The sequence below is a fragment of the Thalassospira profundimaris genome (genome assembly GCF_003326795.1).
GTDB lineage: Bacteria > Pseudomonadota > Alphaproteobacteria > Rhodospirillales > Thalassospiraceae > Thalassospira > Thalassospira profundimaris_C.
In genome coordinates, this window is the sequence record NZ_JPWI01000003.1 from 1 (window position 1) to 12678 (window position 12678).

Sequence of the window (12678 nt, forward strand, 5' to 3'; positions counted from 1 at the left end):
GGCCTTCCAAATACAGCAATCATATTCCCTATATACACACGACATTCAGAAACCCTCGACCTTAACCGGTCGGGGGTTTTGTCGTTTCTGATGATAAATGTCGGAAAAAAACGGTGAGGCTTGGCCTTGATGGTGTCTTGCGCATGATATGCGCGGTAAAGTCTGTTTCTTCCACAGCGAAGCTCTTGTTTCTTAGTTCGCGAGAAAAGAATACATTAAGTTCTCGGAGGTTCTGTTGATGCCCTGATCGCGCAGTCAAATGCGATCTGTGATGGAAGTTCCGCCATACCGTGGCACCATCAACAGGATATATTAGATGAATCACCTCAAAAACCATCAAATCTTTGAGTCACAGGACTTGCATGAAACGCAAGCCTTTCTGTCGGATATGAACAGTATTGACACAATTGACGCGATTGGTAAAAACGCCATCACAGATGTTTCTATTCATTCTGCAGCCCTTGCCGATATTGTCCTTCTCGGTGCATCTTTTGGGGCTGGGCGCATTCATCTCAAAACCCCGGCGACCGAAACCGATGACTTGTTCCTTCTGTTTGTGAATGGCGGAAATGGTCAGGTCAAACACGGGGCGCATGAATTTGAAATTTCGCCCCAACGCGGGCTGATGCGCAACATGCGTGTACCGTTGTCCGCGATTGAGGAAGAGTTTTCGGCTCTTGGCGCGCACTTGCCGGTTTCAACCTTGCGCGAACATGCCCATGCCCTGACCGGGCGCGATATCTTTCGCAACGAACTGGTTTTCGATGCGGCAATCGATGTGACATTACCGGGCCAGAGACATGTTGCAGACACGCTTCACTATATCGCAAATGCGCTTGACGGGCCGCTCTATAATCTTGAAAACACGATTATTTTAGGCGAATTGCGTGATCTTCTTCTGACCAGTATTCTGATGCAGTTGCCAAACTCCTATTTGGACGTTTTGCATGACCGGCCATCGACAGTTGCCTTGCCGCGATATGTCAAGCGCGCCCGTGATTACATCCATGAATATGCGCAGACTGCTATTCATCTCGCCGATCTGGTTGCTTATGCTGGATGTGGCTATCGCACGCTTCTGGTGGGATTCAACGATGTCTTTGGCATGGCGCCCATGGCCTATGTCAAGATTGTCCGTTTAAACCGGGCTCATAATGATCTGCTTGAAGCTGCCCCGGGAGCGACGGTTGCCAAGGTTGCCAATAAGTGGGGGTTTGGCCATGCCGGACGGTTTGCGCAAAGCTATGCCATGCATTTTGGCGTTTCACCGTCCGAAACGCTCAAACGTTGTCGTTAACTGCGACATGAATCCTGTTCGATCATTGGCCTGAAAAAGGCAAGGCGATCCACTTTTATGCATTGCCTGTCCACTTATGGTTGGTAATCGGCGTGCGGTATTTATTTCTTCTGGTTTGATGAAAAACTTCTGCTTAATCCATGCCCCATGGCCGGGAAGAGGGGAGCGTTTTCAATGCCGTGCTTCCTGCGCGATATTCGTCATGCGGGGCCCTAATCCCGGATGCAGAAACAAAAAAGAAAGAAGGGTCCGGGCATGCAGATCAGAAGACTGACGCCAACTTGTTATAATTTGTATCGCTGGGCTGGGCTGCCGTTGAAGCGACACTTCCCGTCCGGAAAAACAGGATAGTGTCGCTTGATCGCTCCATAAACGTATTCATGCAGAAAGGTCGATCTACTGCGAGAGCTCTTTGCGATCCGTCGGGGCAAAAACGATGAACTTGCTGATCAGGAACATGCTGACGGAATAGGTTGCAATACCTGAAAGTTGGGACAAATATTCATTTAGCCCGACAAAGCGAACGGACATGTATAGAACCGCGAGGTTTGCAACATAGCAACATGCTGCGGCGATGATATATGCCGCAAACTGATACCTTGTCCGAGAGGACTTCGCAGAAAATGTCCAAATCTTGTTCAGCTGGTAGCTAACCGCAAGGCCAACCGCGTAACCGGCAAAGTTCGCAAGAAAATATGATATGTCGGTAAAGTACGTGAGGGCATAGATCACCGATAATCCGATAGCGGTATTGATCACGCCAACCGCTCCGAACTTTACCGCTTCGATTAAGCTTTTACGCATAACTATTTTCGGGCGTGTAGAAAATACTGAGCGCCTAACGGCAGCCAAGTTATTGATTTTTCCAGAACACGCAACTTTGCAAGCATCGAAGGAAAGAACATGCGATACTTGGTCGTATTATCAACCCAGCCAGCATCAGACGCGCGCGCGCGCAGGAGCGGCGCTGTTATGAGATGGGCATTTGCATCAAACGGGCAGGTGTTCACTGCACGCAGTGTAAGGGGATTGTAGGGGTTGTGTTCATAGATAAACAGGCTTCCGCCAGGTTTTGTAATTCTACGCAGCTCAGCCATCCAGTGAACATGTTCGGAATGCGGGATATGGTGGAAAACGCATGCAGAAAAAACGATATCGACAGAGTTATCGGCGAGCGGGACGCGGTTCTCGCTAATTTGTGCGTATTTCTCGTTCCCGGGAAAGCGGTTTTTGGAAATCTCGATACTTTTCCCCGATACATCCACGCAATTCAGGGCGCTTTCAGGAAAATACTTCCGAAAGAACGGAATAGAATTTCCGATGCCGCTCCCGAAGTCCACAATGTCATTCGCAGGCGCTTTGATCTTGTCTATTTGATTGCGAAGATCGCGGATCTTGTATTCCGAGAAAAACTCGGGGTTCTCGCCAGTTATTTCGATATTGCGGGCATGATCCTTGTAATATTCTTCCGCAAATGAGTCGAACTCGGCTTCAAGACTATATTCAGTGTTTTTATTGGTCATCGGTGTGCTCTTTACCGGCGTGGACGTGGTTGTTGCTCTGTTGATGAATAACGTCCTGTATTATAAACAGCGGGCGCCCTTTTGACTCGATGTACAGTCGCCCCAAATACTCTCCGATAATTCCCATCAGGACCAGTTGAACACTGCCAATGGACAGAATTACGATGATTATCGATGTCCAGCCATCTACCGAATTTCCAAACACAAAATTGAAAAGGGCATAAATGATCATTGCGAAGGCCGCCAGTCCAACGGCAAAGCCGGCATGAGCTGCAACTCTAAGCGGTCTGATTGAAAAGCTGGTAATAGCGTCGATCGAAAACTTGATCATCTTAGAGAGCGGATATTTTGTTGTGCCTGCAAATCTGGGGGCACGAGCATACAGGATGGGTTCTTGCTTAAACCCGATCCAGCTGACCATGCCACGAATGAACCTGTGATGCTCTGGCATCTTGAGAAGAACATCCAGTGCTCTTCTTGTCATGAGACGGAAATCACCTGTGTCAGCAGGGATCTCGATATCTGTGATCCGCTGGAGAAGACGATAGAAAACAAATGCAGATGCCTTCTTAAATAGCGTTTCTCCCTCACGTTCGAGACGTTGTCCAAAAACAACATCAACGCCAGCATCTACTTTTTTCATCATGTCATGAAGAAGCTCTGGTGGATCCTGCAGATCCGCATCAATAATAAAAATACGTTCTCCGCAACATACTTCCAGTCCTGCCGAGAGTGCAAGTTGATGTCCATGATTCCGGGACAGGTTTACTACAACAACATTTGGATCGGATTGAACGATGTCTCCCATGATCTCCAGTGTTTTGTCTGAAGATCCATCATTTACAAGAACAATTTCATATCCGTCTTTTTCGTATGTCTTGCAGGCATCAGTTAATCTTTTGTGTAGCTCGTGTATTACGTCTTCTTCATTGTAACAGGGGACGACTACCGAAAGTTTTTTTTGAGGTATCATTTCTTTTCTTTTCTGCATTGCGTCAAACTTTTTAACTACAAAAAGATTACGTGAGTTAATTCTGCGCGAGAATAAAGTTGGCGGAATCCTATATGGGTTGGCAGCCCACTGCAACACGGAATTGCGCTCTGGTTGCTTGGGAGTGTTTATTATTTGTTGACGGGATGATGGCGATGTTTTTAAAGGGACGCAAAGCGCGTCATGCGCTTCAAAATTAGGGGGTGGTTTGATGACGCTTTTGGTTTCGACCTTGAGTTATATTACGATTGTTGGGGGTCTTCTGGGGGCCGGTACTTATTTCCTAGTGAGCAAAACAACCGAGTATCGTGAGTGGGCTTTATCGTTTAGCAGCGAAATCCGGGTGCGGCCTGCAGAATTGCTTGCTTACGTCGTGATGTTGGGGTGTTTCCTTGCGTATCTCTTTTACGGCGTAAACTACCGTCACCACGACGAAGTGGGTCTTCTCTGGGGTGGCATTGGCCCTATGGTCTGGAGTGGCCGTTTCTTCCCTCTTGGTCATCAAGAGTTTAATATTCTGAATCTGAATGTTACAGGTGGAAGTTTCGTTGTTCTTTATTGCGTAATCGTTCTTCAGATGTTGCTTGCAGTCCTGATGCTGATGGACGCATTACGATTGCAAGACTGCAAGGCAAGAATACTATTCGTTTTCTGTATATTTATTACTGCAATTTGGCTTCCTTTTGAAAATCTGGTTGTTCCAGAGCGTAACGCCATGTTCTTCATGATTGCCTCCTTCTGGGGGTATATGAGGTTTTTGCGTGGGAGCAATGTATATTTTGCCGTAGTTGCCGTTTGTGCTGCCCATATCTCTATGTACTACAAGGAGCCGATTTTCGCGTTCTATCTTGTGTTTGCCGGCGTGCATATGATCACCAAGTTCATTTCGGTTGTAGAGTTGAAATGGTCCGCTTTGCGGAGGGTTGTCTTGGGGTCCCCGGTCGAGTTGGGGTGGTGTCTTGCGTCTGTTGGGTTCTTTGCTGCTTATGTCTATTGGGTCGTTCTTGGTCCTGCATTGACAGATGTTTATCTATTCTCGCCGAGCAACTTTTACATGAACCTCATGTTCTTCGTGAAGGATGTGAGCGCAATTCCGCTGTTCTTTGTTCTTGTCATTAACTTTGTTATGCTCAGGAATATCGGCGTTGAGGGGCGGATTGCCATTTCGTGTGTTGCAGCAGCTTTTGTTTACTTCCTTGAAATCAACATCATCGGATTGGTGCCAAGATACTATTTCCACTCAATCCCTTACCTGTATATCGGGATTGCGTTTGTGATGTTGACACGTGAAGTATGGTCTGCCGGAAGTAAAAAACAGATATTGGTCCTGGGTGCGGCCTATGCGGTTGTCGTCCTGTGCATTCCGCAGGCAGCCCGCTCCAACTACTTCTTCTCCATCTCCCAAAAGTCGAACCAGTTAAGCTATTCATATATTGAAGGGGTAGTGAACGAGATCGTCGACGGGGTCGATTCTGACGTCAATGTATTCTATCTGCATAAGGAAACTCCTTACGGACAATACAAGACTGCGGTGATGAGGCAGTTTTTGCTGAAACAGTTGAATGATCGGAAGGGCTTCCGCATCAACCTTTACAGCCTGACTGGATGCATGGATCATGACAGGAATCAGGACTCCGATGTCGTTCATTGCTTCAAATACGATCAGGATATTGATTTTGATATTGTTGCCCTGGACGGCATCACCCCGGAAAGTGTCACTGCGATCAATATTGAAGATTACAAAGTGTTCGACGAGTACCATTTCGAGGTTGAGGGTGCGAACATTGATCGTGACATGTTCTATTTCATGAGCCCGGTCAGCCGGTAGTCAGCAGTGGAAGATGGTTATGTATTTGCCAGAAGGTAAGTCTGTACTGGTCGTCGGCGGGGCCGGTTATATCGGATCGCATATGATCCATTTGCTAAGAGACCTGAATATTAGACATGTTGTTCTGGATGATCTGAGCTCCGGGCATCGTGAGGCTTTGCAGGGTTCTCGGCTGATTGAGGGAAATTGCGGTGATGCGACGTTGCTTCGCAACGTTTTTGCCGAGCATGATATTGATGCTGTCATACATTTTGCTTCATTCATAGAAGTAGGGGCATCCGTTCGCAATCCTGCTGCGTATTATGAGAATAACGTCTGCAATACGGTCACATTGCTTTCGGAAATGGTTCGAGCAGACGTAAAGAAGTTCATTTTTTCCTCGACCGCCGCAGTCTACGGATTGCCGGAAACAAGCAAGATCGATGAAAGTCACCGCAAGGGACCAATTAATCCCTACGGGAGAACCAAGTTGATGGTCGAAGAAATTTTGGGGGACTTCGAAAAAGCTTATGGGCTGCGATCTGTCTGTTTGCGTTACTTCAATGCAGCCGGAGCGCACCCGGACGGGGCGATTGGCGAGAATCATAATCCGGAAACCCATCTCATCCCGCTCGCGATAGCTGCCGCAATTACCCGGGAGAAGGTGTTGAAGGTCTTTGGTGATGATTATGACACCAGGGACGGAACATGTGTGCGGGACTACATCCATGTTTGTGATCTTGCTGACGCGCATCTTCTCGCTTTGAAATACCTGAATCAGAATGAGGCAAGCCTTGCGGCAAATCTCGGAAACGAGGCCGGTTTCACGGTTTTGGAAGTGATTGATGCTGTGTCGCGGCTCGCCGGGCAAGTGCCCTATGAGGTTGCCGCAAGAAGAGATGGTGATCCTGCTGTTCTTGTCGCGGATGCAACCAGGGCCAGAGAAGTTTTAGGCTGGACCCCGCAATACACAGACGTGAATGATATCGTTTCACATGCCTTGCAGTGGTATCGCAAGATCGCAGCTTGATAACAGCGATGTTGTTTATGTTCACGTCGCCTGACTGAAATGAGGCGCGGTCGAACGGCGTTCGACCATGCTGCAAAGTTTGATGCCTGCATTAATCAGGATTGAGTGGTGATCTCCGGTGCTTGTGGGCAAGGCAGGGCGGGGCGATTACTTTCCTGCAGCCATGCTGGATGCGGGCGGGGCGCTGTCACGCAGGCTGGAAAGGTAATCCTGACTAATGTCGTGAACAGCCATGATGTGGCCGTAGAGTAGTTCTTCGGCTGCCTTGAAATCCCCGCGCAAGATGGCATCAACAATGCCCTGATGTTCCTCGTGCGAGGAGGCAAGGCGGGCGAGGCTCTGGAACTGGACGCGGCGGAACGGGGCTACGCGCCGTCTGACTGATAATGTCACATCTACCAGCACGTCATTATGTGTCCCGCGATAAAGCGCGTTATGGAAAGACCGGTTGAGTGTCTCATAACTGTCGCTGTCGCCAAGCCGGACGGTTTCAGCCAGTTCATGATGGATCTTTTCAAGATTGTGCCGTTCACCACTGGTCATGCGCTTTGCTGCCAGTCGCCCGCACATGGCTTCAAGTTCGGCCATGCTTTCAAACATCGCTGTCAGGCGTTCGGGGGTGGCGAGTGAAACATAGACCCCCTTGTTGGGAATCTTTTCGGCAAGTTCGGTCGCGGTGAGCAATTGCAGCGCTTCGCGAACCGGGGTGCGCGACACGCCAAACCGTTTGGCCAGAAGCGGTTCTTCCAGTCTTTGCCCCGGTGGCAGCTTTCCCCTGACGATATCGTCTTCAAGCACCTGACACAGCTGCTGGGCAATGCCAAGCGGTTCTGTCTGTTCGGTTGGCGCAAAGAGCGTTTGACGAAGCTCTGTCATCTGATGTTTGAGCCCTTCTTGCGAGGTCTGGAAGCATTTCCCTTTTGGCGATGTATACACGAATTTTACCGGGAAATCCAAGTATCCTGCTACTTGTAAAGCGGGGTGTGATTCCTCAGTCATGTTTTGCACAATAATTATACATAAATAATATGCTACCTATAAAAATGATCATAAATAATGCATCGTGCGTGGTGATTGATATGTCGAAATATTGTTAAGTTATTGAAAAATATAGATTGGCATGTGTGTTGCAGGATGTATACACAATGCGGATTGCATTCCGTTGAGATTACTTTTCATAGAAATAGCTATCTCTATCAGGGAGACATCAATGACAAATGTTAAACGGCGCGACTTTCTGACGAAGTCGGCAATCGGGGCTGCAGCCACCGGGGCCGCAGTCATCGCAGCACCAAACATCGTGCGTGCAGAAGAAACCTTTAACTGGAAAATGACCAATGCCTATGGTCCGGGGTCGCCCTTTTATGTGACCGGTCCGGGCAGCCCGGAAGATTTCTGTGCGCGGGTAAGGGAGATGTCGAACGGGCGTCTCAATATCCAGCATTTCGCCGCAGGCGAGCTGATCCCGGCCCTTGAGGGCTTTGACGCCGTTCAGGCCGGTACGGTCGAAATGAATGCCGCCAATGCCTATTTCTGGGCAGGTAAAATTTTTGCAGCCCAGTATTTCACCACGGTTCCGTTCGGCCTGAACTTCCAGGGCATGAATGCATGGCTTTATCATGCGGGCGGGCTTGATCTGTGGCATGAAGTTTATAAGCCATACGGGCTTGTTGCCTTCCCGATGGGCAATACCGGCGTTCAGATGACCGGCTGGTTCCGCGAGCCGATTGAAAGCCTTGATGACTTCAAGGGCCTGAAAATGCGTATTCCGGGTCTAGCGGGCAAGGTCTATCAGCAGATCGGTGTTGAAGTGAAGCTGCTTCCGGGCGGGGAAATCTTCCCGGCACTGGAACGTGGCGTGATTGATGCTGCCGAATTTGTCGGTCCCTATCAGGATCGTCGTCTTGGTCTGCAGAAGGCCGCAAAATATTACTACACCACCGGCTGGCATGAGCCGTCCAACGTGACCGAGCTTCTGATCAATCAGAAAGCCTGGGAAAGCCTTCCGGCCGACCTTCAGGCGATTGTCAAGAACGCGGCACAGGCCTGCAACCTTGACAGCCATTCCTGGTGCGAAGCCAATAACGCAGCAGCCCTGCGTGATCTGGTCGAGAACTTTGGCGTTACCGCCCAGACACTTCCGGACGAAGTGGTGACCAAACTTAAGGGCATCACCAAGGAAACCCTTGAAGCCGAAGCTGCCAAGGATCCGGTCACCAAAAAGGTCCATGAAAGCTTCATGGCGTTCCGTGATACGCATCACGAATGGGCCGCTGTCAGTGAAAAGCCCTATCACGGCATCATTTCATCCAAAGACGGGATGAGCTGATATGAAGTCGACCCGTACTGAGCCGTTATTCGACCGTGTTCTTGGCCTGATTGTTGATATTGCCGGATGGGGGGCTGCGATCAGTGGTCTGGCCCTTGTGCTGGTGGTCGGGGGGAATGTGTTGTTGCGCTATCTGTTTAACTCCGGAAGTGTGGCTATGCAGGAACTTGAATGGCATCTGGTGTCGCCGATTGCCCTGATGGGCATGGCTTACGGGATGCGCCACGGCGGTCATGTGCGGGTCGATTTTCTTTATGAACGTCTGGGCCCCAAAGCCCAGGCGATCATTGACCTGTTTTCAGCACTCCTGATGGCTGTTCTTGGCGGGGCATTGATCTGGTTTTCGATCCCCTATGTCGAACAATCCATCATGATGGGCGAAGGGTCCCCCGATCCGGGAGGCTTGCCATATCGCTTTTTGCTGAAGGCCTTCATTCCTGTCGGATTTGGCTTGTTGCTTGTTCAGGCAATTTCGCAAGCCTTGATGAATTATCGCCAGATCCGCGTAGAAGATGACGCACCCGCCTATAATACGCCCGCCGCGGTTTCGCCGAGCGGTGCAGGAGACTAATCAGACATGACCGGAAATGAATGGCTGGCCATCGGCATGGTCGGGGGCTTCTTTGGCTTCCTTGTGCTTGGTGTGCCAGTGGCGATCTCGCTTGCGATTTCGGGATTTGCCTTTGGGATTATGGGGTTTGGCACCGGCCTGTTTAACCTGTTGCCCGCACGTGTCTACGGGGTTGTGACCAACTATACGCTGCTTGCCTTGCCGCTTTTCATCTTCATGGGCGTGATGCTTGAAAAGTCGAAGCTTGCCGAAGAACTGATTGATGTGATCGGCCATGCCATGGGCCGCCTCAAGGGCGGCATGGGGTTGGCGATTGTCATTGTCGGGGTTCTGATGGGGGCATCGTCGGGCGTGGTTGGGGCAACCGTTGTGACGGTCGGTTTGCTGTCGCTACAGCCGCTGATCAATCGCGGCTATGACAAGGGGGTGGCAAGCGGGGTGATCTGCGCGTCCGGAACGCTTGGGCAAATCATTCCGCCCAGTCTGGTTCTGATCCTGCTTGCCGATATTCTGGGTGAGTCTGTTGGTACGCTGTTTGCCGCGGCAATGGTGCCGGGATTGATCCTTGCCGGGATGCTTGGGCTTTATCTTGTGCTGCTTGGTATTTTCAAACCGGAAATGGTGCCGGCCATCCCGCAGGACGAACGCGATGCACTCGGTTCGCGTGATTTGCTGATCAAGATCGTTAAGGTGGTTTTGCCGCCGCTCGCCCTTGTGTTTGCTGTGCTTGGATCAATCGTCGGCGGTATTGCAGCCCCGACCGAGGCCGCATCGATGGGGGCACTTGGTGCTTTGTTGCTCGCACTTTTCACCGGTCGGCTAAGCCTTGGTGTGATGCGCGAAGTCCTGCACGATACCCTGATCACCAGTGCAATGGTGTTCTTTATCCTGATCTGTGCGCAGCCCTTTGGTCTTGCCTTCCGGGGGCTTGGCGGCGAAGGCCTTGTTCATGCGATGTTTGAATGGGTGCCGGGCGGGGATATGGGCAACCTTCTGTTCATGATGGGGGTGATCTTTATTCTTGGCTTCTTCCTTGAATGGATCGAGATTTCCTATATCGCGCTTCCGATGTTCCTGCCGGTATTTCTTAATAGCGGGATCGACATGGCATGGCTTGCCATTCTGGTGGCGATGAATTTGCAAACGAGCTTCCTCACACCTCCCTTTGGCTGGGCGCTGTTCTTCCTTAAGGGGGTTGCACCGCCTTCGGTGTCGACAACTGATATCTATCGCGGGGTGATACCGTTTATCGGCATTCAGGCGCTTGCCCTTATATTGCTGTTTATCTTTCCTGAGCTGACAAGCTGGTTGCCTGATCTGATCGGGTGGTGATGAAATCATTCTACGATGTGAAAAGCCGCTGAACTGAAAATCAAAACGGCGCTATGAACAAAAGTCACGGACATGCCGGGTAACAAGCCCGGTATGTCCGAAGCGTTACGGCAGGGAGGCCGAAAGACAATGTTACGTTCCAGAACCGCCCTTGGGGGAATGGTTACCGCCCCGCATCATCTGGCCGCACAGGCCGGGCGTGATATCCTGCGCAACGGCGGCAACGCGGTCGAGGCGATGATTGCCGCAGCCGCCACCATTGCAGTTGTCTATCCGCATATGAATGCGATTGGCGGCGACGGGTTCTGGCTGATCGCAGAACCGGGCAAGGATCCGGTTGCCATTCGGGCCTGTGGCGCGGCTGCGGGGGCGGCAACGCCGGACTTTTATCGTGAACAGGGGCATGCCGCGATCCCGGCACGCGGGCCGCTTGCCGCACTGACGGTGGCGGGGGCGATTGGTGGCTGGATCAAGGCAGCCGAAATTGCCAAGGGGCTTGGTGGCAAGGTTCCGCTGGCACGTCTGCTTGAAGATGCCGTACATCATGCCAAAACCGGCATTCCGGTAACACAGTCCCAGGTCGAGCTGACCACTACCAAGATGGCGGATCTTAAGGATGTGCCGGGCTTTGTTGAGACCTATGCCGCCAATGGCATTCCCGAAATTGGTGACGTGTTAAAGCAGCCCGCCCTTGGCGCGACGCTTGAACATCTGGGCAAGGTCGGACTGGATGATTTCTATCGCGGTGACGTCGCGCGCAGCAACGCCAAGGGACTGTCGCTGGTTGGAAGCCCGATTGCACTTGCCGATCTGGAAAGCTATCACGCCAAAGTCATGACACCGCTTTCGGTCAGACTTTCGGCCGGAACGGTCTTTAACATGGTGCCGCCGACCCAAGGGGTTGCGTCATTGATGATCCTTGGCCTGTTTGATCGTCTTGGTGTCAGCGCGGCAGACGGATTTGATCATATCCATGGCCTGATTGAATCGACCAAGCGCGCCTTCATCGCGCGCAACAATCATGTCGGCGATCCCGACCGCATGACCATTGATCCGATGGATTTGTTGTCTGATGCGACGCTGGATCGCGAAGCTTCCAAAATCAGCATGAAGACGGCACTGCCCTGGCCGCATATCGCCAAACCCGGTGATACGATCTGGATGGGGACGGTTGATTCAAACGGCGTTGCCGTAAGCTATATCCAGAGCATCTTCTGGGAATTCGGATCGGGCATCGTTGTGCCCGAAACCGGCGTTTTGTGGCAGAACCGCGGAGCAAGCTTTACGCTTCATGATGGCCCAAATCAGCTCGGACCGGGACGCTTGCCGTTCCATACGCTTAACCCGGCGATGGCACGCCTGAATGACGGGGCGGTTCTGACCTATGGCACCATGGGGGGCGAGGGACAGCCACAAACCCAGTCAGCCGTCTTTACCCGCAATGTCCTGTTTGGTCAGGATTTGCAGGAAGCAATCACCGCGCCGCGCTGGTTGCTGGGCAAGACCTGGGGTGATGAAACCACCACCCTTAAACTCGAAAACCGCTTTGATCCGGTCTTGATTGAGAAGCTTAAATCAGCCGGTCACGCGGTTGAGGTCGTTGGTCCCTATGAAGACATGATGGGCCATGCGGGCGGTATCCGGTTACGTCCGAATGGCGTGATGGAAGGGGCGACGGATCCGCGTGCGGATGGGACGGTTGCGGCCATTTGATTTAAAGTGATCCAGTGCCAGCTTTACGCTTTCGTGTTGTGGTTGTGGGAGTTGAGGTTCGGTTAAACTAACCATTTTCTTTTAA

Annotated in this window: 11 protein-coding genes; 7 read left to right on the plus strand and 4 right to left on the minus strand. The window is 51.2% G+C overall.

Going from position 1 to position 12678, the window contains the following annotated elements; genetic code table 11:
• Positions 1-316 precede the first annotated feature (316 nt).
• Positions 317-1297 (plus strand): AraC family transcriptional regulator, encoded by a 981-nt coding sequence (locus TH30_RS06110; RefSeq protein WP_114097216.1) that lies wholly within the window; start codon positions 317-319, stop codon positions 1295-1297.
• A 396-nt stretch (positions 1298-1693) separates the two neighbouring features.
• On the opposite strand, the gene TH30_RS06115 is transcribed toward TH30_RS06110, so the two are convergent.
• Genes TH30_RS06115 through TH30_RS06125 form a run of 3 tightly spaced genes read right to left on the minus strand, consistent with a single transcriptional unit; the run spans position 1694 to position 3910 of the window.
• On the minus strand, positions 1694-2101 hold the full coding sequence (locus TH30_RS06115; protein ID WP_114097217.1) for a GtrA family protein: 408 nt from the start codon (positions 2099-2101) through the stop codon (positions 1694-1696).
• Between the two features lie 2 nt (positions 2102-2103).
• Positions 2104-2820 (minus strand): class I SAM-dependent methyltransferase, encoded by a 717-nt coding sequence (locus TH30_RS06120; protein WP_114097218.1) that lies wholly within the window; start codon positions 2818-2820, stop codon positions 2104-2106.
• The gene (locus TH30_RS06125) at positions 2810-3910 is read right to left on the minus strand and encodes a glycosyltransferase family 2 protein (protein WP_258548635.1); all 1101 of its coding nucleotides are present in this window, start codon (positions 3908-3910) and stop codon (positions 2810-2812) included. Before TH30_RS06125 ends, TH30_RS06120 begins: the two co-directional genes overlap by 11 nt.
• A gap of 112 nt (positions 3911-4022) precedes the next feature.
• On the opposite strand from TH30_RS06125, the gene TH30_RS06130 reads away from it, so the two are divergent.
• Positions 4023-5639, plus strand: coding sequence for a hypothetical protein (locus TH30_RS06130; protein WP_114097219.1), 1617 nt, complete (start codon positions 4023-4025; stop codon positions 5637-5639).
• A gap of 19 nt (positions 5640-5658) precedes the next feature.
• Positions 5659-6648 carry a UDP-glucose 4-epimerase GalE gene (galE, locus tag TH30_RS06135; RefSeq protein ID WP_114097507.1) on the plus strand — a complete coding sequence of 330 codons (990 nt, stop codon included), beginning with the start codon at positions 5659-5661 and terminating at the stop codon, positions 6646-6648.
• Positions 6649-6795: 147 nt separating this feature from the next.
• Here galE and TH30_RS06140 read toward each other — a convergent pair whose 3' ends face one another.
• On the minus strand, positions 6796-7524 hold the full coding sequence (locus TH30_RS06140) for a GntR family transcriptional regulator (RefSeq protein WP_114097220.1): 729 nt from the start codon (positions 7522-7524) through the stop codon (positions 6796-6798).
• A 334-nt stretch (positions 7525-7858) separates the two neighbouring features.
• Here TH30_RS06140 and TH30_RS06145 point away from each other — a divergent pair, with 334 nt between their 5' ends.
• The 4 genes from TH30_RS06145 (at position 7859) to TH30_RS06160 (ending at position 12593) form a co-directional block, all read left to right on the plus strand.
• On the plus strand, positions 7859-8977 hold the full coding sequence (locus TH30_RS06145) for a TRAP transporter substrate-binding protein (protein ID WP_181850164.1): 1119 nt from the start codon (positions 7859-7861) through the stop codon (positions 8975-8977).
• A gap of 1 nt (position 8978) precedes the next feature.
• Positions 8979-9548 (plus strand): TRAP transporter small permease subunit, encoded by a 570-nt coding sequence (locus TH30_RS06150; protein ID WP_114097221.1) that lies wholly within the window; start codon positions 8979-8981, stop codon positions 9546-9548.
• Between the two features lie 6 nt (positions 9549-9554).
• On the plus strand, positions 9555-10880 hold the full coding sequence (locus TH30_RS06155) for a TRAP transporter large permease (RefSeq protein WP_114097222.1): 1326 nt from the start codon (positions 9555-9557) through the stop codon (positions 10878-10880).
• A 129-nt stretch (positions 10881-11009) separates the two neighbouring features.
• Positions 11010-12593: a gamma-glutamyltransferase family protein gene (locus TH30_RS06160; RefSeq protein WP_114097223.1), complete on the plus strand. Its 1584-nt coding sequence runs from the start codon at positions 11010-11012 to the stop codon at positions 12591-12593.
• Positions 12594-12678: the final 85 nt, after the last annotated feature.

What these genes read in the sequence shown, in the direction of transcription:
- galE (WP_114097507.1), top strand. Translation starts at nt 5,659, where the DNA reads ATGTATTTGCCAGAAGGTAAGTCTGTACTGGTCGTCGGCGGGGCCGGT.
- TH30_RS06160 (WP_114097223.1), top strand. Translation starts at nt 11,010, where the DNA reads ATGTTACGTTCCAGAACCGCCCTTGGGGGAATGGTTACCGCCCCGCAT.
- TH30_RS06110 (WP_114097216.1), top strand. Translation starts at nt 317, where the DNA reads ATGAATCACCTCAAAAACCATCAAATCTTTGAGTCACAGGACTTGCAT.
- TH30_RS06155 (WP_114097222.1), top strand. Translation starts at nt 9,555, where the DNA reads ATGACCGGAAATGAATGGCTGGCCATCGGCATGGTCGGGGGCTTCTTT.
- TH30_RS06115 (WP_114097217.1), bottom strand. Translation starts at nt 2,101, where the DNA reads ATGCGTAAAAGCTTAATCGAAGCGGTAAAGTTCGGAGCGGTTGGCGTG.
- TH30_RS06130 (WP_114097219.1), top strand. Translation starts at nt 4,023, where the DNA reads ATGACGCTTTTGGTTTCGACCTTGAGTTATATTACGATTGTTGGGGGT.
- TH30_RS06150 (WP_114097221.1), top strand. Translation starts at nt 8,979, where the DNA reads ATGAAGTCGACCCGTACTGAGCCGTTATTCGACCGTGTTCTTGGCCTG.
- TH30_RS06145 (WP_181850164.1), top strand. Translation starts at nt 7,859, where the DNA reads ATGACAAATGTTAAACGGCGCGACTTTCTGACGAAGTCGGCAATCGGG.
- TH30_RS06140 (WP_114097220.1), bottom strand. Translation starts at nt 7,524, where the DNA reads ATGACAGAGCTTCGTCAAACGCTCTTTGCGCCAACCGAACAGACAGAA.
- TH30_RS06120 (WP_114097218.1), bottom strand. Translation starts at nt 2,820, where the DNA reads ATGACCAATAAAAACACTGAATATAGTCTTGAAGCCGAGTTCGACTCA.